Source organism: Bacteroides finegoldii DSM 17565 (assembly GCF_000156195.1).
In the GTDB taxonomy this organism is placed as follows: Bacteria; Bacteroidota; Bacteroidia; order Bacteroidales; family Bacteroidaceae; genus Bacteroides; species Bacteroides finegoldii.
On record NZ_GG688322.1, the window covers coordinates 101,897 to 126,659 of the forward strand.

Genomic DNA, 24,763 nt, shown 5'->3' on the forward strand with positions numbered 1-24,763 from the left:
TAAAAAAGAAAACGCAAATCAGACAATAATATGCTAATCTGCGTTAATCCTTGGGATTTTAGAATAGAAATGCTACAAAAGAGTGTCAAAAATAAAACAGTCTGTCATAAAAACATTCTCCGGACACGTCTGATAGTTTGCACAAAAGGAATTTGTCACTCTTTTATTAATCAGGTATAGGCCTCTTCATGTATTCCTTTCACAGCACGTCCGCTAGGCTCGTTCAGATTCCTGAAAGCAATATCCCATGCCAGTGCTTCTGCTGTGGAGCAGGCTACACTCGGAACACTGGGGACGGTACGTGCTGCGCTTTCACTGGGGAAGTGCTCTTCGAAAATGCTACGATAGTAGTACTCTTCTTTGTTTTGTGGCGTATTGATCGGGAAACGTTCGGCAGCATGTTCCATTTGCTCATCGCTCACGGCAGCTGCTGTGATTTCCCTCAATGTGTCAATCCATGAATATCCTACACCGTCACTGAACTGCTCTTTCTGTCTCCAAGCCACACTTTCCGGTAACATATCGGCAAAGGCTTCGCGAACAATTCGTTTCTCAATTTCCTTTCCGGGGCACATTTTAGCTTTCGGGTTCAGGTTCATTGCCACGTCGAGAAATTCTTTATCAAGGAAAGGGACGCGTCCTTCTACTCCCCATGCTGACAAACTTTTATTGGCACGGAGGCAATCGTACATGTGTAACTTTGAAAGTTTACGTACTGTTTCTTCGTGAAATGCCTGTGGAGTAGGGGCCTTGTGGAAATACAGATACCCCCCGAAAACTTCATCAGCACCTTCACCGCTCAACACCATTTTGATCCCCATTGATTTGATGACACGCGCTAATAAATACATGGGAGTGGAAGCGCGTACGGTAGTTACATCATACGTCTCGATGAAATAAATTACATCGCGAACAGCATCCAGACCTTCCTGAACGGTGTAGTTGATCTCATGATGGACGGTACCGATATATTCGGCCACCTCACGCGCTTTAATCAAATCGGGCGCGCCCTTTAGACCGATGGCGAAAGAGTGAAGTTGAGGCCACCACGCATCACTTGCACCGTCTGTTTCTATACGTTTTGCCGCATATTTTTTGGCAATGGCAGAGATAACGGAACTATCCAACCCGCCCGAAAGCAACACTCCATACGGTACGTCACTCATTAACTGGCGGTGCACAGCCTCTTCCAATGCCACTTTCACATCCTCGGTTTGTGCATCATTCTCTTTGACAGTTTCATATTCTGTCCAGTCGCGCGAATACCAACGTTTCATTTTTCCCTCTTTACTATAGAAATAATGTCCGGGAAGGAATACTTCATATTCGTCACAAAATCCTTCGAGAGCTTTCAACTCGCTGCCGAAGTAGATTTTTCCCTCTTTATCTTTTCCTATATATAAAGGAATAACCCCTATCGGATCGCGGGCAATCAGAAATTCATCCTTTTCCTCATCATAAAGAACGAAAGCGAAGATACCGCTGATATCTTCCAAAAAATGGATGCCTTTATCTTTGTAAAGGGCAAGAATTACCTCACAGTCACTTCCGGTTTGAAAGTTATATTTTCCCGCATATTTAGCGCGAATATCACGGTGATTGTAAATCTCACCGTTGACGGCGAGCACCTGTTTATGATCGGGAGAGTATAACGGCTGCCCGCCACTCTGCGGGTCGACAATAGAAAGACGTTCGTGTGCCAGGATGGCACTTCCGCCTACATAGATTCCGCTCCAGTCCGGTCCGCGATGACGGATCTTCTGGGCCATTTTCAGTGCTTTATCTCTTAGTTCTTTCGTTTGAACTTTGATGTTGAGTATACCTGCTATTCCACACATAACTTTAATTTTTAGAGGGGTAATGTAATCTGTTGATTGTTTATTCGCTATTTCTAAGAAGCTGATTAGCTATTCTTAATTCGTTCCATAATTGTTATCGTTTAGTTCCACAACTGTTTCCCTTTAGTTCCATATCTGTTATCCTTTAGTTCCACAGATATGGAACGAACCGATAATAGTAATCGAGCTTCTTGTTGTACACTGTTGCAAAACTTATTGTATTAGATAAGCATCTATTTCCGCAGCAGCCTTTCGTCCTCCCGCCATGGCGCGTACCACCAGGCTGGCACCAGTCTCGGCATCACCGGCTAGGAATACATTCTTTGCAAATTTCGGTTGCTCCGGTTTCAGGAATCCCATTGCCAATAATACCATATCAGCTTCGATGACTTCCTTCTTCCCTGTTGGTTTCATCGTGGGACGTCCGCCATCTGCTGCCGGAATCCATTCCACTTCTTCCACTTCTACACCTGTCACTTTTCCATTCTTTCCGAGGAACTGATTGGAAGCCAGGCACCAGCGGCGTGTACAACCTTCTTCATGGCTGGAAGTCGTTTTGAAGACTGCCGGCCATTGTGGCCAAGGAGTAGCCGGATTGTAGCCGACAGGAGGTTTCGGCATGATTTCGATTTGAGTGACACTGACGGCTCCCTGTCTCACACTGGTTCCGATGCAGTCGGAACCAGTGTCTCCGCCACCTATCACAAGTACTTTTTTGCCTTTGGCATTCACCAATTTATCTTTTGAGAAAGTCTGTCCTGCCAGAATCCTATTCTGTTGTGCCAGCATTTCGAGTGCGAAATGAATCCCTTTCAGTTCGCGTCCCGGAATACTCAAGTCACGTGCAGTCGGCGTTCCGGTACAGATGCAGTAAGCGTCGAATCCTTCCGGCAAATGATTGACGTCTATTTCTACTCCCATTTCAAACTGTATTCCTTCTGCAGCCAATATCTTCATCCGTCGGTCAATTACATTCTTATCCAGTTTGAAATTAGGAATACCGAATCGTAATAATCCTCCGGGCGCTTCATCCTTATCAAATAAAGTAACGCTATATCCTTTTAAATTCAGCTGATTAGCCACTACCAATCCGGCAGGACCCGCACCAATCACCGCCACTTTCTTTCCGTTTCTTCTCGGCGTCTTTACCTGTATATATCCTTCACGAAAAGCCGCTTCCACGATAGCTGCTTCATTCTCGCGAATAGTCACCGGCTGATCGCAGGAAAGTTTCAACACACACGATTTCTCGCAAAGAGCAGGACAAATACGTCCCGTAAATTCCGGAAAATCGCAAGTAGACGACAATACTTCGTATGCCTCCTTCCATTTTCCCCTGTATAATGCGTCCTGCCATTCCGGTTGTTTATTTCCTATCGGGCATGCCCAATGACAGAAAGGTACACCGCAATCCATACAGCGTGACGCCTGCAATTTACGGCTGTTTGTATTCAAAGTCTGTTCTACCTGACTATAGTCAGTGATTCGCTCGTTTACAGGGCGGTATCCCGCCTCTTGTCGAGGTATATTTAGAAATGCTTTAGGATTTCCCATCTTGTTATTTACTATTTGACGATTTACTATTTACTATTTTTAGACTATCTTGTCATTTGCTATTTGACTATTTACAGACTATACATTCAAATAGTAAATTGTAAATAGTCAAATTGTAAATCTAATAGTCTCTTTGCATGTCTGCAATTTTTTGTTGTAATTTTCTCATCTGTTCCTCCTGCAATACTTTTTTGTATTCGATGGGTACTACTTGGATGAACTGGTCTGCATAATGATTCCAGTTGTCAAGCATGGTACGGGCTAGTTTTGAGCCTGTGTACAGATAATGTTGGCGGATTAGTTCGTGTAGCTCCTTCCGGTAGCTGGCTTCTTCGATGAGTGACAGTTCCACCATTTCCATGTTGCAGAAATAATCGAAGTTGCCATCCTTGTTCCATACGTAAGCCACACCGCCACTCATACCGGCTGCAAAGTTACGTCCGGTTTGCCCGAGGACTACCACACGACCTCCTGTCATGTATTCGCAACAATGGTCGCCCACACCTTCCACTACGGCAACTGCACCGGAGTTACGAACTGCGAAACGTTCTCCTACACGACCGTTGATATATACTTCACCGCTTGTTGCTCCATAAAGCAAGGTATTACCGGCAATTGTATTCTTTTCGGCTTCGAAGTTGCTGCGGATAGGAGGCAATACGGAGATGCGTCCGCCGCTCAATCCTTTACCCAGATAATCGTTCGCTTCACCTTCCAGTTTAAAGTTAACTCCCGGTACGAGGAAAGCCCCGAAAGACTGACCTGCCGAGCCTTTGAACTTCACATTCAGCGTATGTTCCGGCAATCCTTTGGCACCGTATTTCTTGGCAATCACTCCGGAGAGCATCGCACCTATTGCACGGTCTGTATTGGCAATCGTATATTCTAAAGAAATCTCTTTCTCATGTTCAATAGCTTCTTGTGCCGCATCAATGAGGGTTACATCCTTTACAGTAGAAACACCGTGATCCTGATCGATGACATGGCGGATAGCCGCGTTGTTATCAATGCGTGCCAGCAATTTGGTGAAGTCGATTAACGCATGTTTCGGATTCGGGTCGTTGGTAACGGATTTGCGTTCGATCAAGTCTGTGCGCCCGATAATATCATCCATTCTGGTGAATCCCATTTCGGCCAAATGCTCGCGGACCTCCTGTGCCAGGAATGTGAAGAAATTTACCAAATATTCACTACGCCCATGAAAGCGTTTACGTAATTCCTCATTCTGTGTGGCAACTCCCACTGGACAAGTATTCTGATGGCATTTGCGCATCATTACACACCCTAATACAATCAATGCCGAAGTGGCGAAGCCATATTCTTCGGCACCCATTAGCGCCATTAAGATGATGTCACGTCCGGTTTTCAGTTGTCCGTCGGCTTGCAGAACTACTTGCCCACGAAGTCCGTTCAAAACCAATGTTTGTTGTGTCTCGCTCAATCCCAATTCCGGTGAGATGCCCGCATAACGGATAGAAGAAGCCGGAGAAGCACCTGTTCCCCCTTCAGCACCGGAGATGACAATCAGGTCCGCCTTTGCTTTTGCCACCCCGGCGGCAATTGTACCGACGCCGCTTTCTGCTACCAGTTTCACACTGATTTTGGCCTGTGGATTTACATTTTTCAGATCGAAGATTAATTGTGCCAAATCCTCAATCGAATAAATATCATGATGAGGTGGGGGAGAAATCAGTGAAATTCCCGGAATGGAATGGCGTGTTTTTGCAATCACATCATTCACTTTAAATCCCGGAAGTTGTCCGCCTTCACCCGGCTTTGCTCCCTGTGCTATCTTAATCTGAATCTCGTCCGCATTAACCAGATATTCTGCCGTTACACCGAAACGTCCGGAAGCTACCTGCTTGATTGCACTTCGTAAGGAACTGCCATCGGGCAGCGGTTGGAAACGGGCAGCGTCCTCGCCACCTTCACCGGTATTACTGCGCCCGTGAATTTTATTCATGGCAATAGCCATTGCCTCATGAGCCTCTTTGCTGATAGAACCAAAAGACATGGCCCCCGTGACGAAACGATGCAGAATGTTTTCCACCGGTTCTACCTGATCGATCGAAATCGGATTACGACGGAATCCCAGAAAGTCACGAAGGAAAATAGGCTTCTCTTTTTCGTCTACCAAATGAGTATATTCTTTAAACTTCTTGTAACTTCCCAGCCGTGTAGCCAATTGCAGCGTACTGATTGTTTCCGGATTCCATGCGTGCTTTTCTCCGTCTTTGCGGAAGGCATACAAACCGTTGTTTTTTAATAATGGAAGGTTGAAAGTAGAAGATGGAGAGTTACTTTGTGTTCCTTCATTTCCATTTTTGATTTCTGAAAATCCTTCCTCATGGAAAGCAATGGCATCTCTGGCTATTTCTTCCAGGCGAATACCTCCGATGGGCGAACCGAGTCCACCGAAATAGGCCTTACTCAATTCTTCGCTCAAACCGACGGCTTCGAAGATCTTTGCGCCACGATAAGAGCGGATGGTAGAGATCCCCATTTTACTCATGATTTTAAACAAGCCTTTGCAGATGGATTTGATATAATTCTTTTCAGCAGTGGCATAATCCAACTGAATATCCCTGTCTTTAACCAAGCGGTCGAGAACGGCGAATGCCATGTAAGGATTCAGGGCACTTGCTCCGAAACCCAGTAATAACGCAGCGTGCATTACCTCACGTATTTCACCGCTTTCTACAATCAATGCTGTTTGTACACGTTTGCCGACTGAAATCAGATGGTGATGAACGGCGCTTACTGCCAGCAATGAAGGAATAGTGGCATGGGTAATATCCACGTCACGGTCGGTCAGGACAATGTAGTTTACGCCTTCCGTCACAGATTCTTCCGCCATTTTACAAAGGCTGTTCAGTGCCTCCTGCAATCCGGCTTTCCCTTTCGCTGCTTCAAATAACATGGGCAGTTTGACCGTTTTGAAACCTTTATAGCGGATATTACAAAGAATATCCAGTTGTGTATTGCTCAAAATTGGATGATTCAGGCGGACCATTTTGCAATGACTCTCGCTGGGTGTCAGGATATTCATGCCGACTGCCCCGATGTATTCAGTTAATGACATTACCAGTTCTTCGCGGAGCGGGTCAATGGGAGGATTGGTCACTTGTGCAAATTGCTGCCGGAAATAGTTGTAAAGCAATTGCGGCTTATCCGAAAGTACAGCTAACGGAGTATCATTACCCATTGAATGGATCGGTTCTGCTCCGCTGCTTGCCATCGGCATAATCAGTTTTTCGATATCCTCTTTGGAGTAGCCGAAAGTGCGAAGCATACAGTCGTAGTTTTCTACATGATGAGGTACTTTGCGTCCGCTCTTCAGTTCATCCAGTTCGATTCGGTTCGTAGACAACCAGGTGCGGTAAGGTTTGGCTTCAGCCAACTGTTTTTTCAGTTCGCCATCATAATAAATTTCACCTTTTTCCGTATCTACCAGCAAAATCTTACCGGGCTGTAAACGACCTTTTTCTTTGATGTCTCCCGGTTCGAAATCCATCACACCGACTTCCGAAGCCACTACCATCATATCGTTTTTAGTAATCAGATAACGGGCAGGGCGCAGGCCGTTACGGTCGAGCATACCTCCGGCAAATCGTCCGTCACTGAAGAGAAGTGCAGCCGGTCCGTCCCACGGTTCCATCAGGATAGAGTGGTATTCGTAGAATGATTTCAGATCCTCGCTGATGGGATTCTTTTCGTTGAAAGATTCCGGCACGAGCATAGCCATGGCGTGTGGCAGGCTCAACCCCGACATCACCAGGAACTCCAGTACATTATCCAGGGAAGCACTGTCGCTCATGCCCGGTTGTATAATCGGACGAAGTTCTTTTATATCACCCAAGGTAGGAGTGGAGAGTACGCTTTCGCGGGCTTCCATCCATCCGCGGTTACCACGGATCGTGTTGATTTCACCGTTGTGTGCCAGCAGGCGGAATGGTTGTGCCAATCCCCATGTAGGGAATGTATTGGTACTGAAACGGGAGTGCACCAGTGCCAGTCCGCTGGTAAAATAGCTATTCGTCAGGTCCGGATAGTAGTTGCGCAGTTGCAACGACGAAAGCATACCTTTATATATAATACTTTTTGTAGAAAGCGAAACAACATAAAAATCGTCTTTTGTCGGAATGGATGACAGTCTGACCTTATTCTCGATTCTTTTCCGGATCAGATATAACTTCCGGTCGGCAGTTTCCGTTTCTGTAAATCCGGTGATGAATACTTGCTTGATGTCTGGTTCGTTTGCCAGAGCAGATTCTCCTAGAATTTCAGGGCAGGTGGGTACATTGCGCAGATGCATCAATGTGAGTCCTTCTTTTTCAATTTCTTCAATAATGATACTTAAAATGGCTGCCTGGTCTTTTCCATTTTTCGGCAAAAATAGCAATCCTGTGCCGTACCGTCCTTTTTCGGGTACAGGAATACCTTGCAATAAAATAAACTCATGCGGAATTTGCAGCATGATACCTGCACCGTCGCCGGTTTTGTTATCCGCACCTTCGGCACCGCGGTGGCGCATGTTCTCTAATACCTTTAAAGCCGACTCAACAATGTCGTGTGACTTTTCTCCATGAATGTTTACCAGCATACCAACACCGCAGGCATCGTGTTCGTATGCCGCATTATACAAGCCCATCAGTTTGGGCTGTCGTTGGTAAGGGGATCCTTCTGTTACGTTGTTAAAAAGTTCTTGTTTCTTCATTCTTACTAGCTTTATTGTATGATAATACCTAATTGAAGTGTCAATTTGTTCGGCAAAGTTAGTGGTTTAATTTCAAAATGATAGTAAAATATAAGTTTTCTGTAACGCGAAATTAAAAGAAGAGCCTGTCTTCTTCTAATTTGTAATTAAAAGAGGGAGATTTACTTTTAATTTGTTAGCTCTTTTGGGTTAATGGTGAGTTAATTGTAATTTGTTTCTTTTTGAGCTAAAAATAATATATTATTTAACTTTTTGATGTGTTTACAACTTTTTTATGCGTTTCTGTCAAATAAATATGCTTTTTGTTGTCTTTATGTTATTTGTAATGTGTATATTTGCAGTCGAAATAAAAATATCATAATATGTGTGGAATAGTAGGCTATATTGGTAAACGAAAAGCCTACCCTATCCTTATAAAAGGGCTGAAGCGACTGGAGTATCGTGGATATGATAGCGCGGGGGTAGCAATCATCAGTGATGACCGACAGTTAAATGTGTATAAGACGAAAGGAAAAGTCTCCGATCTTGAAAATTTCGTCACACAAAAAGATATTTCCGGTACAATCGGAATTGCCCATACTCGTTGGGCTACTCACGGGGAACCTTGTTCCGCTAACGCCCACCCTCATTACTCTTCTTCCGAAAAGCTCGCTCTCATTCATAACGGTATTATCGAAAACTACGCCGTTCTCAAAGAAAAACTTCAAGCCAAAGGCTATATTTTTAAAAGTAGTACAGATACCGAAGTCCTTGTTCAATTAATAGAATACATGAAAGTCACTAATCAGGTCAGTTTGCTGACAGCCGTTCAATTGGCGTTGGGAGAAGTGATTGGTGCCTATGCGATTGCGATTCTTGATAAAGAGCATCCCGATGAGATTATTGCTGCCCGTAAGAGTAGCCCGCTGGTAGTGGGGATTGGAGCGGACGAGTTCTTCCTTGCTTCGGATGCCACTCCGATTGTAGAATATACAGATAAGGTGGTTTATCTGGAAGACGGAGAAATTGCTGTTCTCCATTTGGGAAAAGAATTGAAGGTGGTCAATTTGAGTAATGTTGAAATGACACCTGAAATTAAAAAAGTGGAGCTAAATCTCGGCCAGCTGGAAAAAGGAGGATATCCGCATTTTATGTTGAAAGAGATTTTCGAACAGCCCGATTGTATTCACGATTGTATGCGCGGACGTATCAATGTGGAAGCAGACAATGTGGTACTTTCCGCTGTGATCGATCATCGGGAAAAGCTGTTGAATGCCAAGCGGTTTATTATCGTTGCCTGCGGAACTTCCTGGCATGCCGGACTGATTGGAAAGCATCTGATTGAAAGTTTCTGCCGCATACCGGTGGAAGTGGAGTATGCTTCCGAATTTCGTTACCGTGATCCGGTGATTGACGGACAGGATGTAGTGATAGCAATCTCCCAAAGCGGTGAGACTGCGGATACTTTGGCTGCTGTGGAATTGGCAAAAAGCCGCGGAGCATTTATATATGGTATTTGCAATGCTATCGGGTCTTCTATTCCCCGTGCCACTCACACCGGTTCGTATATCCACGTAGGTCCGGAAATCGGAGTCGCTTCCACCAAAGCGTTTACCGGACAGGTCACTGTGTTGGCAATGCTGGCATTGACGCTTGCCAAAGCGAAAGGAACAATTGACGAACGGCATTATCTTTCAATTGTACAGGAATTAAATCATATTCCGGAGAAGATGAAAGAAGTGCTGAAACTGAATGATACCCTGGCGGAATTATCGAAAACTTTCACGTATGCGCATAACTTTATTTATCTGGGACGCGGATATAGTTATCCTGTTGCATTGGAAGGTGCATTGAAATTGAAAGAAATATCGTATATTCACGCCGAAGGTTATCCGGCTGCCGAGATGAAGCACGGACCGATTGCCTTGATTGACGCGGAAATGCCGGTAGTGGTGATTGCTACGCAGAATGGACTGTACGAAAAAGTGCTAAGTAATATTCAGGAGATCAAGGCGAGGAAGGGAAAAGTGATTGCGTTCGTTACGAAGGGAGATACGGTTATCAGCAAGATTGCCGATTGTAGTATCGAACTTCCTGAAACAATAGAGTGTCTCGATCCGTTAATTACTACGGTACCTCTCCAACTTCTTGCTTATCACATTGCGGTATGTAAGGGGATGGATGTAGACCAGCCGAGAAATCTGGCGAAGTCGGTAACGGTAGAGTAATGTGATTTACAATTAGACAATTTACTATTTACGATTGAAGAATCAATGATAGATAGTAAGTTGTTTGATTGGCAGGTGGTAATTTAAATCGTAAATAGTAAATCGTCAAATCGTAAATAGTATAGATGGAACAATTGAAACATGAATGTGGCGTTGCCATGATACGCTTGCTTAAACCGTTGGAGTATTACGAGAAAAAGTACGGAACATGGATGTACGGTCTTAATAAGCTCTACCTGTTGATGGAGAAACAACATAACCGTGGACAGGAAGGTGCGGGACTGGCATGTGTGAAACTGGAAGCAAATCCGGGTGAAGAATATATGTTTCGTGAACGTGCTTTAGGCTCCGGAGCTATTACGGAGATTTTTGAAAATGTTCAAAACAACTTTAAGGAGCTCACTCCCGAACAGTTGCATGATGCTGCGTATGCCAAACGAGTCCTGCCTTTTGCCGGGGAAGTATATATGGGGCATCTTCGTTATTCCACTACGGGAAAATCCGGAATCTCATACGTGCATCCATTTTTAAGAAGAAATAACTGGCGTGCCAAGAATCTCGCTCTTTGCGGAAACTTCAATATGACGAATGTGGACGAAATATTTGCCCGTATCACTGCCATTGGTCAGCATCCGCGTAAATATGCCGATACATATATCATGTTGGAACAGGTGGGACACCGTCTTGACCGTGAAGTGGAGCGTGTATTCAATCTTGCCGAAGCCGAAGGGCTTACGGGCATGGGCATCACGCATTATATAGAAGAACATATTGATTTGGCAAACGTACTGCGTACTTCCAGTCACGAATGGGATGGGGGGTATGTTATTTGCGGATTGACCGGAAGCGGTGAATCTTTCGCTATCCGTGACCCTTGGGGCATCCGGCCTGCATTTTGGTATCAGGATGACGAGATAGCTGTTCTTGCTTCCGAACGTCCGGTGATCCAGACAGCTTTGAACGTTCCGTTTGAGGAAATCAAGGAACTGCAACCGGGGCAGGCATTGCTGATTAGCAAAGAGGGAAAGATACGTACTTCGCAAATCAATAAGCCACGTGAAAATCAGGCTTGTTCCTTCGAACGTATCTATTTCTCCCGTGGCAGTGACGTCGATATTTATAAAGAAAGGAAACGGCTGGGCGAAAAGTTGGTTCCGAAAATACTGAAAGCTATCAATAATGATATCGATCATACGGTCTTCTCTTTTATTCCAAACACTGCGGAGGTTGCTTTCTACGGAATGTTGCAGGGACTGGATGATTACTTGAATGAGGAGAAAGTGCAGCAGATCGCTGCATTGGGGCATAACCCGAATATGGAGGAGTTAGAAGTTATTCTTTCCCGTCGTATTCGTAGCGAAAAGGTGGCAATCAAGGATATTAAGCTCCGTACGTTCATCGCCGAAGGAAACAGTCGTAATGATTTGGCTGCCCATGTGTATGATATTACATACGGAAGTCTTGTACCCGGTGTTGATAATCTGGTGATTATCGATGACAGCATTGTGCGTGGCACTACGCTGAAACAAAGTATTATCGGTATTCTCGACCGTCTCGGTCCGAAGAAGATTGTCATCGTATCTTCTTCTCCGCAGGTGCGTTATCCTGACTATTACGGTATTGATATGGCAAAGATGAGCGAGTTTATCGCCTTCAGGGCTGCTGTCGAACTTTTAAAGGAACGGGATATGAAAGATGTGATTGCGGCCGCCTACCGTAAATCGAAAGAGCAGGTAGGACTGCCGAAAGAGCAGATGGTAAACTATGTGAAAGATATTTATGCTCCGTTCACTGATGAGGAAATCTCTGCCAAAATGGTGGAACTGCTGACACCCAAGGGAACCAAGGCGAAAGTGGAAATCGTCTATCAACCGTTGGAGGGATTGCACGAGGCTTGTCCGCATCATAAAGGCGACTGGTATTTTAGCGGTAACTACCCTACACCGGGTGGTGTGAAAATGGTGAACCGGGCGTTCATCGACTATATAGAACAAATGTATCAATTCTAACAACCATACAACGATTCAATAATAAGAATGAGAAATGTGACATTAATCCTTGACGACGGGAGCCGGTTTTCCGGTAAGTCGTTTGGCTACGAGAAGCCGGTGGCGGGCGAAGTAGTGTTTAATACTGCCATGACCGGATACCCGGAGAGCCTCACTGACCCTTCATACGCCGGACAGTTGATGACGCTTACCTATCCTTTGGTAGGTAACTACGGTGTTCCTCCTTTTACTATCGAGCCGAATGGACTTGCCACTTTCATGGAAAGTGAAAAGATCCACGCGGAAGCGATTATCGTAAGTGACTATTCTTATGAATACAGCCACTGGAACGCTGTGGAAAGTCTTGGTGACTGGCTGAAACGGGAAAAAGTTCCTGGTATCACGGGCATTGATACGCGCGAGCTGACTAAAGTGCTTCGTGAACATGGAGTAATGATGGGGAAAATAGTATTTGAAAATGAAGAATTAAGAATGAAGAATGAAGAATTTCCGTCTTATAGCGATATAAACTATGTAGACCAGGTTTCCTGTAAAGAAATTATTCATTATTTCCCTAGTGGAACAAGCAGCCACAGCGCAGCTAATTCTTCATTCTTCATTCCTCATTCTTCATTAAAAAAAGTTGTTCTGGTAGATTGCGGTGTGAAGACTAATATCATTCGTTGCCTGCTGAAACGTAATGTTGAGGTGATTCGTGTACCTTGGGATTATGATTATAACGGACTCGAATTTGACGGACTGTTTATTTCTAACGGACCTGGGGATCCGGATACCTGTGATGCTGCGGTGCAGAATATCCGCAAGGCAATGGCAAACGAGAAACTGCCTATCTTCGGAATCTGTATGGGTAACCAACTGCTTTCGAAAGCGGGAGGAGCCAAGATTTATAAATTGAAATACGGTCACCGTAGCCACAACCAACCGGTTCGTATGGTAGGTACGGAACGTTGCTTCATCACTTCGCAAAACCACGGTTATGCCGTAGACAATAATACGTTGAGTGCAGATTGGGAACCGTTATTTATTAATATGAATGATGGCTCTAACGAAGGAATCAAGCATAAAAGAAACCCTTGGTTTTCTGCACAATTCCATCCGGAAGCAGCGAGTGGACCTACGGATACGGAATTCCTGTTCGACGAATTTGTAAAACTATTGTAACCCATATTCATCACGGATTATAAAAAATCTGTGTCAATCTGTGTAATCTGTGATGAACCAGAAAGTAGAATCAATGAAAGAAAATATAAAGAAAGTATTGTTGTTGGGTTCCGGTGCCCTGAAGATCGGTGAGGCCGGTGAGTTTGACTATTCCGGTTCGCAGGCACTCAAAGCCTTGAAAGAAGAAGGCATTGAAACGATTCTTATCAATCCTAATATTGCTACGGTACAGACTTCCGAAGGAGTGGCGGATCAAATCTACTTCCTCCCGGTGACTCCGTATTTCGTAGAGAAAGTGATTCAGAAAGAAAAACCGGAAGGCATTATGCTGGCGTTCGGCGGTCAGACAGCCTTGAACTGTGGAGTGGCATTGTATAAGGAAGGTATTCTTGAAAAATATAATGTAAAAGTACTCGGCACTCCGGTGCAGGCCATCATGGATACCGAGGACCGCGAACTTTTCGTTCAGAAATTGAATGAAATCAATGTAAAGACCATTAAGAGTGAAGCCGTAGAAAATGCGGAAGATGCTCGTCGCGCAGCAAAAGAATTGGGATATCCCGTGATTGTTCGTGCCGCATACGCCTTGGGAGGCTTGGGCTCCGGTTTCTGTGATAATGAACAGCAACTGGATATTCTGGTAGAAAAAGCATTCTCTTTCTCCCCACAGGTATTAGTGGAAAAATCACTTCGTGGTTGGAAAGAAGTGGAATATGAAGTGGTGCGCGACCGTTTCGACAACTGTATTACAGTTTGTAATATGGAAAACTTCGACCCGCTGGGTATTCATACCGGTGAATCTATCGTTATTGCTCCGTCACAAACGCTTACGAACAAAGAATATCATAAACTCCGGGAACTGGCAATACGTATCATCCGTCACATCGGTATTGTGGGCGAATGTAATGTACAATATGCCTTCGACCCCGAATCCGAAGACTATCGGGTCATTGAAGTAAATGCGCGCCTTTCCCGTTCATCGGCTTTGGCATCTAAGGCAACGGGTTATCCGCTGGCTTTCGTTGCGGCTAAATTGGGACTGGGTTATGGACTCTTCGACCTGAAGAACTCTGTAACAAAGACTACTTCTGCTTTCTTCGAACCGGCATTGGATTATGTCGTATGTAAGATTCCACGTTGGGATTTGGGTAAATTCCACGGTGTAGATAAAGAATTGGGATCTTCTATGAAATCTGTCGGTGAGGTGATGGCTATCGGTCGCACTTTTGAAGAAGCTATCCAGAAAGGGCTTCGCATGATTGGACAGGGAATGCACGGATTTGTAGAAAATAAGGAGCTAGTTATTTCCGACATCGACAAGGCTTTGCGCGAACCGACTGATAAACGTATTTTTGTTATCTCGAAGGCTTTTCGTGCCGGCTACACCATCGATCAGGTACACGAACTGACTAAGATTGATAAATGGTTCCTTCAGAAATTGATGAATATCATGCAGACTTCCGAAGAACTGCATAGCTGGGGAAATAATCACAAACAAATAGCCGATCTGCCAAACGAACTGCTTCGTAAAGCCAAGGTTCAAGGTTTCTCTGATTTCCAGGTTGCCCGTGCCATCGGCTACGAAGGTGATATGGAGGATGGTATTCTTTATGTCCGCAAACATCGTAAAGAGGCGGGTATTCTTCCGGTAGTGAAGCAGATTGATACGCTGGCTGCCGAATATCCTGCACAGACCAATTATCTGTATCTTACTTATAGCGGTGTAGCGAACGATGTACATTATCTGGGAGATCATAAGTCTATTGTTGTATTGGGTTCCGGCGCTTATCGTATCGGTTCTTCCGTAGAATTTGACTGGTGTGGAGTGCAGGCTTTAAATACTATTCGTAAAGAAGGATGGCGCAGCGTGATGATTAACTATAATCCCGAAACCGTATCTACGGACTACGATATGTGCGATCGCTTGTACTTCGACGAATTGACTTTCGAACGCGTGATGGATATTCTGGAGCTTGAGAATCCGCATGGGGTAATTGTATCTACCGGTGGTCAGATTCCAAATAACCTTGCTTTGCGTCTGGATGCACAGAATATCAATATCCTTGGCACAAGTGCCAAGAGCATTGACAACGCTGAAGATCGTGAAAAATTCTCTGCCATGCTCGACCGTATCGGTGTGGATCAGCCCCGTTGGCGTGAATTAACATCTATGGATGACATTCAGGAGTTTGTTGAAGAAGTGGGTTTTCCTGTACTTGTCCGTCCGTCATACGTGCTTTCGGGAGCTGCGATGAATGTTTGTTCCAATCAGGAAGAGCTGGAGCGCTTCCTGAAACTGGCCGCCAATGTATCGAAAAAACATCCGGTAGTAGTAAGTCAGTTTATTGAACATGCCAAGGAAGTAGAAATGGATGCCGTGGCGCAGAATGGCGAAATTGTGGCATACGCGATTAGTGAGCATATCGAATTTGCAGGAGTACACTCCGGTGACGCGACTATTCAGTTCCCGCCACAGAAGCTATATGTAGAAACTGTTCGCCGTATCAAACGTATCAGCCGTGAGATTGCCAAGGCTTTGAATATCTCTGGTCCGTTTAATATTCAGTATTTGGCGAAAGATAATGATATCAAGGTGATTGAATGTAACTTGCGTGCCAGTCGTTCTTTCCCATTTGTCAGCAAGGTATTGAAGATCAACTTTATTGAATTGGCAACTAAGGTTATGCTCGGCCTGCCTGTTGAAAAACCGGAAAAGAATCTTTTCGAACTGGACTATGTGGGAATCAAAGCTTCACAGTTCTCTTTCAACCGTTTGCAGAAAGCCGACCCGGTGTTGGGAGTAGATATGGCTTCCACTGGTGAAGTAGGTTGTATTGGTATGGATACTTCTTGTGCCGTATTGAAAGCAATGCTTTCTGTAGGCTATCGTATTCCGAAGAAGAATATCCTGCTTTCTACAGGTACCATGAAGCAAAAAGCGGATATGATGGATGCAGCCCGTATGTTGGTGAATAAGGGATATAAACTCTTTGCGACAGGCGGTACGCATAAAGCGCTTGCCGAGAGCGGTATTGAGAGTACTCATGTTTATTGGCCGAGTGAAGAGGGGCATCCGCAAGCGTTGGAGATGCTTCATAGTAAGGAAATAGATATGGTAGTCAATATACCAAAGAACTTGACTGCCGGAGAATTAAGCAATGGGTATAAAATCCGTCGTGCCGCCATCGATTTAAATATTCCGTTGATTACGAACGCTCGTCTGGCTAGTGCATTTATCAATGCCTTCTGTACGATGAGTGTGGATGATATAGCTATCAAGAGCTGGGCAGAATATAAATAAGATGATTATATTCTATTGAAATGAAAAGACAAAGGTCGTTCCTGTTATTCGGGAGCGGCCTTTGTCTTTTATTGTAGAAATACAATTATTCGATTATTCAGTTGGAAAATTAAATACTCTTGGTCTTTATTTGCTGTTTTGGACATTTTAATGTAACTTGCGCACTTATTTAAATAATATTTTTTTTTACAGGAGGATGATAGGTATGGATAATCATGTTGTAATAATGGCTGGTGGCATAGGGAGCCGTTTCTGGCCGATGAGCACTCCGGAATGTCCTAAACAATTTATTGATGTAATGGGATGTGGCCGGTCACTGATTCAATTGACGGCAGACCGGTTTGATGGTGTTTGCCCCAGAGAAAATATGTGGGTGGTAACTTCTGAAAAATACATTGATATTGTTCGGGAGCAGTTGCCGGAAATTCCGGAAAGTAATATTTTAGCGGAACCTTGTGCACGAAATACTGCACCTTGTATCGCATTTGCTTGCTGGAAAATCAAAAAGAAGCATCCCCGTGCTAATATTGTAGTAACTCCTTCGGATGCATTAGTCATCGATACGGGCGAGTTCCGTAGAGTGATGGAGAAAGCACTTCGTTTTACGGATGATAGCAGTGCTATTGTCACAATAGGTATTCGGCCGACTCGTCCGGAGACAGGCTACGGATATATTGCTGCTGCCAACCAGCTTCAAACAGATAAAGAAATTTATACAGTAGACGCATTCAAGGAAAAACCCGATAAAGAGACAGCTGAAAAGTATTTGGCGGAAGGTAATTACTTCTGGAATGCGGGAATCTTTGTGTGGAACGTGCGTACTATCACTTCCGTGATGCGTGTATATGCTCCGGGTATCGCACAGATTTTTGACCGTATTTTCCCGGATTTCTATACGGAAAAAGAAAATGAAACAATCAAAAAGTTGTTCCCGACTTGCGAAAGTATTTCTATCGACTATGCGGTGATGGAAAAAGCGGAGGCAATTTACGTGTTACCGGCTTCTTTCGGCTGGTCGGACTTAGGTACATGGGGAGCACTTCGCGGTCTTTTGCCACAGGATAAATCGGGAAATGCTACGGTAGGAACCGATATACGTTTGTATGACAGTAAGAATTGTATTGTGCATGCCAGCGAAGAAAAACGAGTTGTTGTTCAAGGATTAGATGGATATATCATCGCGGAGAAAGATAATACATTACTGATTTGTAAACTGGAAGAGGAACAACGGATTAAAGAGTTCTCGAAATAAAGATTATTTCGTTTGCTGATATTCGTGTGGTGTCATTCCTGTCATTCAGCTGATATTCAATTGAAAGCCGGAGTTAAGCACTCCGGCATTATTTTTATAATTGCACTTCGATATTTAATTTTCCACCAAGTCCACGTTCTACAATATCAAATAATGTTTTGAGAGTAATATTTTCTCCATCGTTTTCAACTTTTGATATGAATGTACGTTTCTTGTCAATGCGACTTGCAAGCTCTGCTTGTGTCATATCTAATTTTTCTCTGGCACTTCGTATCTTAAAGCCAATGCGCAAAGCCTCAAGTTCTCTCTCAAGCCTGTCTCGTTCCGGTGCTCCAACTTCACCGTAATACTCATTTTTAATTTGGTCTAATGTTTTTGTATTCATTCTAAAATCTCCTTTTCTTTTTCTTTATAATAGTCGGTCATAAGCCGTTCTGCTCTTTTTATTTCTTCTGGTGGCGTTTTTTGTGTCTTTTTCTGAAAGCCACTTAACAAAACAACCAATTTATTACCGTCAAAGAAACAAAAAATGCGGAAGATATTATTGCCTAGTTGCACGCGAACCTCAAATAGTCCATTAGTACCTTCTATGTATTTTAGATATGTCGTTGGGATTCGGTCTATCTGCTCGATAATATCTAGCACTTTGATGATTTTATCGCGAACCTTCTGTGGTTGTTTCTTGAAAAAATCATCAAAATATTCTTTATATGTTATGACTTCTCTTACTTTCATTTTACAAAGGTAACTTATAAATTACATAAAAGCAATTTTAGACTACTTTTTCTTTAATTTTTCTCATCATTTTATCCATTATCTCTTCAGAACATTTTGCCAACTCATAGAAAGTGGCTGACTGTATTCAGAGTTCTCGAAATAAAGATTATTTCGTTTGCTGATATTCGTGTGGTGTCATTCCTGTCATTCGTTTGAAGAACTTCGAGAAAAAAGAAGGATTAGGGAAATTTAATTCATCAGAAACTTGATAAACGAGCAGATTGCTATGTTTTAGCAATACTTTTGCTTCTAGTATAATGGACTGGTTTATCCAGTCCATTACTGTTTGTTGACTGGCCTGCCGGATAACTGTATTCAGATAACGCGGAGTGAGACATAGCTTATCCGCATAGAAGTTCACGTTACGCTCTTTCTTGCTGTGTGTGTTGACAAGAGAGATGAAGCGTTGGAAAATCTCTTCCTGTCTTGTCAACTGTGCAGGATTCTGCTCAATGCTGTTTTGAGCGATATATTCTAAATAATAGAGGAGGCTGGCCAAAAGATGTTGTATAGCTTCTTTGCGGAATGGCGGTTCCTGCAATACTCCCCATATCAAGGTGAAATAATGTTCCACTTGTTGCTGTTCTTGCGGAGATAGTAACAATATGATGCTTTTCTGATGATGGAGAAGGTAAGAGAAAAAATCGTCTTTTCCGGATATAGGAAGGAAATTGTGGTCGGCTGCTATCATTTGCATATCAAAATCAGGAGACACTTCTGTGATTTGAATAATGGAGTTAGGAGCGATCACTGCGATGTATCCCGGTTGGATGGTATATTCGATCAGATTAATGAGAACTCGGACAGAACCTTGTTTGACGAATGCAATACGCCCTTCTTTAATACGATACGGTTGACCGAGTGAGAAAAGAGTCGTTTCCATTTTTACAAAGCTATTGACGAATCCGAAATCAGAAGATATATAACGATGCTCGTTATGTCGGACAATTTTGAGATTGTCTAATAATTTAAGTGCTAACTCTATCGGTCCTTTTTGTTCCATTTCTTTCTCTCTTTTCCGGCAAAGGTAATAAAATGCGGCATATTTATTTTCTTTTTTCTGTTTTATCGAACTAATGGGACATATTTGCCAACTCTTGGAAATGACCAGTGTCTTTGAAATCCCTATCTTTGTCTTTCGAAGAAACCAAAGAAATAATGGATATGAAAAGAATGATTTTCAGTTTCTCCTTTTTACTGTATGTAGCAGGAGCGTATGCGCAGATTACATTGGAAGAATGTCTGCGGAAGACGCAGGACAATTATCCGCTGGTACATCAGTATGGTTTAGTGGAGAAGACAAAGGAATATAATCTGGAAAATGCAGCCAAGGGATATTTACCTCAATTTGCTCTTTCGGCTAAGGCCTCTTATCAGAGTGATGTGACAGAAATTCCGGCAAAACTTCCCGGAGTAGATTTAAAAGGATTGCCCAAAGACCAATATCAGGTCATGTTGGAGTTGCAACAGAAGATATGGGACGGGGGAGGAATCCGTATGCAGAAGAAGCAGACGATTGCAGAGGCTGAAGTGGAGAAAGAAAAACTGAATGTAGATATGTATGCGCTGAATGACCGCGTGAATGATCTTTATTTTGGAATTCTCCTGCTGGACGAGCAAATCAAACAGAATACATTGTTACAAGATGAGCTAGAGAGAAATTATCGTCAGATTACTGCTTATGTGGAAAATGGAATAGCCAATCAAGCTGATTTGGATGCAGTGAAAGTGGAGCAGCTGAATACAAAACAGAAAAGAGTGGATTTAGTATCATCACGTGCAGCTTATTTGAAAATGCTTTCGCTGTTGGTAGGAGAAGCACTGTCTCCGGAGACGGTGCTGGAGAAACCTGTACCTCAAAGTACGGTTTCGGCTGTCAGTGAGATTCGTCGGCCGGAGTTGGCTTTGTTTGATGCACAGGGAGCTGGACTGCAAGTGCAGGAGAAGGCTTTGAATGTGCGTCATCTTCCGCAGTTCGGACTGTTTGTGCAGGGGGCATACGGAAATCCCGGATTGGATATGCTGAAGAATGAATTCTCTCCTTATTATATGGCAGGTGTCCGGCTTTCATGGAATTTCGGTAGTCTGTATACTTTGAAAAATGACCGTCGGGTGATCGAGAAGAAAAGACAGCAACTGGATAATAACCGGGATATATTCCTTTTCAATACAAGACTGGAAATGACGCAGCAGGATCAGGTTATCCATTCTTTGGAGAAGCAAATGCGGGATGATGATGAAATAATCCGGTTGCGTACAAATATCCGTAAAGCTGCCGAAGCAAAGGTGGCAAATGGAACATTGACCGTGACTGAAATGTTACGTGAACTGACTAATGAGAGCTTGGCGCGTCAGTCGAAAGCTATGCATGAGATTCAACGGTTAATGGGAATTTATCAATTGAAATATACAACGAATGATTAATATAACTTCTCCGGGTATGAAAAGAATAACAAAAATAGGAATGTGGGGGATAACGCTGATGATGTTATCTGCCTGTGGAAATGGAACACCTGATTATGACGCAACCGGTACATTTGAAGCTACGGAAGTAATAGTGTCCGCCGAGGCTGCCGGAAAATTGCTACGACTGGAAGTAGAAGAGGGAACAAAGCTGGAAGCGGGTGAGGAGATCGGGTTGGTAGATACGGTACAATTGTATTTAAAGAAATTGCAATTGGAAGCCAGTATGAAATCGGTAGAAAACCAGCGTCCTGATCTTGCCAAACAGATTGCCGCTACCAAGCAGCAAATTGTCACGGCAGAGCGTGAGAGGAAACGGGTGGAAAACTTGCTTGCTGCAGGTGCGGCCAATCAGAAACAACTGGATGATTGGGACGCGCAAGTCAAATTACTCGAACGACAGCTCGTTGCACAGGAATCATCGTTGCGTAATAGTACGAATAGCCTTACAGAACAAGGCAATTCGGTTGCTATACAGGTAGCGCAAGTGGAGGATCAGTTAGCTAAATGTCATGTTCAGTCACCTATCGCAGGTACAGTATTGGCTAAATATGCGGAAGCCGGTGAATTGGCGGCTATCGGTAAGCCTTTATTTAAGGTGGGCGAAGTGGATCGTATGTATTTGAGGGCTTACATCACTTCCGAACAGTTGTCAAAAGTGAAACTGGGAGATCAAGTGACTGTGTATGCTGACTATGGCAACTCGGAGCAGAAAGCTTATCCGGGGGAAGTGACCTGGATTTCCGATCGTTCGGAATTCACTCCAAAAACAATTCTGACGAAGAATGAACGTGCTAATCTGGTATATGCAGTGAAGATTGCGGTGAAGAATGACGGAGCGTTGAAGATTGGTATGTATGGCGGAGTAAAATTAAAGAATGAAGATTAAAAATTAAAGTCTGGGAGATGGAGAAGGATGCACCCATAGTGGTTGTGAAAGAAGTCGGCAAGAGCTATGGAACGGTGGAAGCGCTGAAAGATGTTTCTTTTGTGGTAGAACGGGGAGAGATCTTTGGGCTGATAGGTCCTGACGGTGCCGGTAAGAGTACCTTATTCCGTATTCTGACTACTTTGCTGCTGGCAGATAAGGGAACGGCCACGATCGGCGGACTGGATGTGGCAACAGAATATAGACAGATTCGTACGAAGGTTGGATATATGCCCGGTCGTTTTTCACTTTACCAGGATCTTTCAGTAGAGGAGAATCTGGAGTTTTTCGCTACCGTATTCCATACGACTGTTCAGGAGAACTATGATTTAATTAAAGATATCTATCAGCAGATAGAACCGTTCAGGAAAAGAAGGGCAGGGGCTTTGTCGGGTGGTATGAAGCAGAAATTGGCATTGAGTTGTGCTTTGATCCATAAACCGGATATTTTATTTCTGGATGAACCCACTACCGGAGTGGATCCTGTGTCGCGCAAGGAATTTTGGCAAATGCTTCGTAACTTGCGGGAACAGGGTATTACCATTGTTGTTTCTACTCCCATCATGGATGAAGCCCGGCAATGTGACCGGATTGCTTTTATCAATCATGGAAAGATTCATGGAATTGATACTCCCGAGCGTATTCTTCAGCAATTTGCATCCATCCTTTGCCCGCCTTCTTTGGAACGGGAGGAGGTGAGGCATGAAACCGCTCCGGTCATTGAAGTGGAGCTGCTGACAAAGTGTTTTGGCAATTTTACAGCGGTAGATCATATCTCTTTTCAGGTGAACCGGGGAGAGATATTTGGCTTCCTGGGTGCTAACGGTGCCGGAAAGACTACGGCCATGCGCATGCTTTGCGGATTAAGTAAACCGACATCAGGCATCGGAAAGGTGGCAGGATATGATATTTTCCGGGAAGCTGAACAAGTAAAGAAGCATATCGGCTATATGAGTCAGAAGTTTTCGCTGTATGAAGATTTGAAAGTGTGGGAGAATATCCGTCTGTTTGCCGGGATTTATGGGATGAAAGAGCAAGAAATAGAGCGGAAGACAGAAGAATTGTTGGATCGCCTGGAGCTTACTGCCGAACGGGATACTCTGGTGAAAAGCCTTCCGGTGGGGTGGAAGCAGAAATTAGCTTTTTCAGTTTCAATCTTCCATGAGCCGAGAATTGTTTTTCTGGATGAGCCGACGGGTGGAGTAGATCCTGCTACGAGAAGGCAGTTCTGGGAATTGATTTATCAGGCAGCAGATCAGGGAATCACCGTGTTTGTCACTACCCATTATATGGATGAAGCGGAATATTGTAACCGGATATCTATCATGGTGGACGGTCAGATTAAAGCTCTTGATACACCTGCCCGTCTGAAGCAACAATTCGGTGCGGAAACGATGGATGATGTTTTTCAGCAATTAGCCCGCGGTGCGGTGCGCAAAGCAGATTGATTATGAGACAGTTTATAGCTTTTGTAAAGAAGGAATTTTATCATATTTTCCGTGACCGGCGAACCATGCTGATTTTGTTGGGGATGCCGGTTGTACAAATTGTACTATTCGGTTTTGCCATCAGTACAGAGGTGAAAAATGTCCGGTTGGCGGTACTCGATCCTTCTAATGATGTGGTGACGCGAAAAATAATTGATCGTTTGGACGCCAGTGAGTACTTCACCGTTACTGCACGTTTTCATTCGCCCCAGGAAATGGAAGCTGCTTTTCTGAAGAATAAGGTTGATATGGCGATTGTTTTTAGCGAACGTTTTATAGATGATCTCTATACGGGTGATGCTCGTGTGCAGCTGGTAGTAGATGCGACAGATCCGAATATGTCGACTTCGCAGGTTAATTATGCAACGGGAATTGTTTCTATGGTAGGTCAGGAAATGATGCCGCCCAATATGTCGGCTGCCTGTTTAACGTCGGATATAAAACTGTTGTATAACCCGCAAATGAAGAGTGCTTATAACTTTGTTCCGGGGGTAATGGGGTTGATCTTGATGCTGATTTGTGCTATGATGACCTCGATTTCCATCGTTCGTGAAAAAGAGACGGGGACCATGGAAGTATTACTGGTTTCGCCTGTGAAGCCACTATTTATTATTTTGGCAAAGGCTGTGCCTTATTTTGTATTGTCTTTTGTCAATCTGATCACTATCCTTTTACTTTCGGTCTTTGTGCTGGATGTTCCGGTAGTAGGAAGTTTGTTCTGGTTGATAACCGTCTCTTTGTTGTTTATCTTCGTATCCTTGGCGTTGGGCTTATTGATTTCATCAGTCACGCGTACACAGGTTGCGGCCATGCTGGTTTCCGGTTTGATGTTGATGATGCCCACGATGCTTTTATCGGGGATGATTTTCCCTATTGAGAGTATGCCGTTGATACTTCAGTGGATTTCGGATATACTTCCGGCACGTTGGTATATTCAGGCTGTGCGAAAGTTGATGATTGAAGGAGTGCCTGTTGTATTGGTATATAAGGAGATTGGTATCTTATTATTGATGGCGACGGTACTTATTACGGTTAGTATCAAGAAATTCAAGTATAGATTGGAGTAGAT

Annotated in this window: 15 protein-coding genes; 9 read left to right on the forward strand and 6 right to left on the reverse strand. The window is 43.8% G+C overall.

The window, feature by feature from the left end; translation table 11 throughout:
* Positions 1-170 precede the first annotated feature (170 nt).
* From asnB to gltB, 3 genes are all read right to left on the reverse strand, one after another.
* A complete protein-coding gene (gene asnB / locus BACFIN_RS11560) occupies positions 171-1,838 on the reverse strand; it encodes an asparagine synthase B (RefSeq protein ID WP_007752263.1) in 1,668 nt (555 codons plus the stop codon).
* 213 nt (positions 1,839-2,051) lie between these two features.
* Positions 2,052-3,392 carry a glutamate synthase subunit beta gene (locus BACFIN_RS11555; RefSeq protein ID WP_007752264.1) on the reverse strand — a complete coding sequence of 447 codons (1,341 nt, stop codon included), beginning with the start codon at positions 3,390-3,392 and terminating at the stop codon, positions 2,052-2,054.
* 121 nt (positions 3,393-3,513) lie between these two features.
* Positions 3,514-8,109, reverse strand: a complete 4,596-nt coding sequence (gene gltB, locus BACFIN_RS11550; protein ID WP_007752274.1) for a glutamate synthase large subunit — start codon at positions 8,107-8,109, stop codon at positions 3,514-3,516.
* 362 nt (positions 8,110-8,471) lie between these two features.
* Here gltB and glmS point away from each other — a divergent pair, with 362 nt between their 5' ends.
* The 5 genes from glmS (at position 8,472) to BACFIN_RS11525 (ending at position 18,039) form a co-directional block, all read left to right on the forward strand.
* Positions 8,472-10,316: a glutamine--fructose-6-phosphate transaminase (isomerizing) gene (gene glmS / locus BACFIN_RS11545; protein ID WP_004315736.1), complete on the forward strand. Its 1,845-nt coding sequence runs from the start codon at positions 8,472-8,474 to the stop codon at positions 10,314-10,316.
* A gap of 125 nt (positions 10,317-10,441) precedes the next feature.
* A complete protein-coding gene (locus tag BACFIN_RS11540) occupies positions 10,442-12,325 on the forward strand; it encodes an amidophosphoribosyltransferase (protein ID WP_007752277.1) in 1,884 nt (627 codons plus the stop codon).
* A 27-nt stretch (positions 12,326-12,352) separates the two neighbouring features.
* A complete protein-coding gene (gene carA / locus BACFIN_RS11535; protein WP_007752280.1) occupies positions 12,353-13,486 on the forward strand; it encodes a glutamine-hydrolyzing carbamoyl-phosphate synthase small subunit in 1,134 nt (377 codons plus the stop codon).
* A 73-nt stretch (positions 13,487-13,559) separates the two neighbouring features.
* Positions 13,560-16,787, forward strand: coding sequence for a carbamoyl-phosphate synthase (glutamine-hydrolyzing) large subunit (gene carB, locus BACFIN_RS11530; RefSeq protein WP_032839529.1), 3,228 nt, complete (start codon positions 13,560-13,562; stop codon positions 16,785-16,787).
* A gap of 205 nt (positions 16,788-16,992) precedes the next feature.
* Complete coding sequence (locus BACFIN_RS11525; protein WP_032839530.1) at positions 16,993-18,039, forward strand: mannose-1-phosphate guanylyltransferase; 1,047 nt, start codon at positions 16,993-16,995, stop codon at positions 18,037-18,039.
* Between the two features lie 94 nt (positions 18,040-18,133).
* Here the strand turns inward: BACFIN_RS11525 and BACFIN_RS11520 are convergent, their stop codons facing one another.
* From BACFIN_RS11520 to BACFIN_RS11510, 3 genes are all read right to left on the reverse strand, one after another.
* Positions 18,134-18,424 (reverse strand): helix-turn-helix transcriptional regulator, encoded by a 291-nt coding sequence (locus tag BACFIN_RS11520; protein ID WP_007752287.1) that lies wholly within the window; start codon positions 18,422-18,424, stop codon positions 18,134-18,136.
* Entirely contained in the window at positions 18,421-18,774 is a 354-nt protein-coding gene (locus BACFIN_RS11515) for a type II toxin-antitoxin system RelE/ParE family toxin (RefSeq protein ID WP_007752298.1), read from the reverse strand. Before BACFIN_RS11515 ends, BACFIN_RS11520 begins: the two co-directional genes overlap by 4 nt.
* A 148-nt stretch (positions 18,775-18,922) precedes the next feature.
* Complete coding sequence (locus tag BACFIN_RS11510; RefSeq protein WP_007752306.1) at positions 18,923-19,819, reverse strand: AraC family transcriptional regulator; 897 nt, start codon at positions 19,817-19,819, stop codon at positions 18,923-18,925.
* A 161-nt stretch (positions 19,820-19,980) separates the two neighbouring features.
* Here BACFIN_RS11510 and BACFIN_RS11505 point away from each other — a divergent pair, with 161 nt between their 5' ends.
* Genes BACFIN_RS11505 through BACFIN_RS11490 form a run of 4 tightly spaced genes read left to right on the forward strand, consistent with a single transcriptional unit; the run spans position 19,981 to position 24,761 of the window.
* The gene (locus tag BACFIN_RS11505) at positions 19,981-21,240 is read left to right on the forward strand and encodes a TolC family protein (protein ID WP_032839531.1); all 1,260 of its coding nucleotides are present in this window, start codon (positions 19,981-19,983) and stop codon (positions 21,238-21,240) included.
* Between the two features lie 16 nt (positions 21,241-21,256).
* On the forward strand, positions 21,257-22,168 hold the full coding sequence (locus BACFIN_RS11500) for an HlyD family secretion protein (protein WP_022275049.1): 912 nt from the start codon (positions 21,257-21,259) through the stop codon (positions 22,166-22,168).
* A 17-nt stretch (positions 22,169-22,185) separates the two neighbouring features.
* Positions 22,186-23,655 (forward strand): ATP-binding cassette domain-containing protein, encoded by a 1,470-nt coding sequence (locus tag BACFIN_RS11495; RefSeq protein ID WP_007752311.1) that lies wholly within the window; start codon positions 22,186-22,188, stop codon positions 23,653-23,655.
* A 2-nt stretch (positions 23,656-23,657) separates the two neighbouring features.
* Complete coding sequence (locus BACFIN_RS11490; protein ID WP_007752313.1) at positions 23,658-24,761, forward strand: ABC transporter permease; 1,104 nt, start codon at positions 23,658-23,660, stop codon at positions 24,759-24,761.
* The last annotated feature ends 2 nt before the right edge of the window (positions 24,762-24,763 follow it).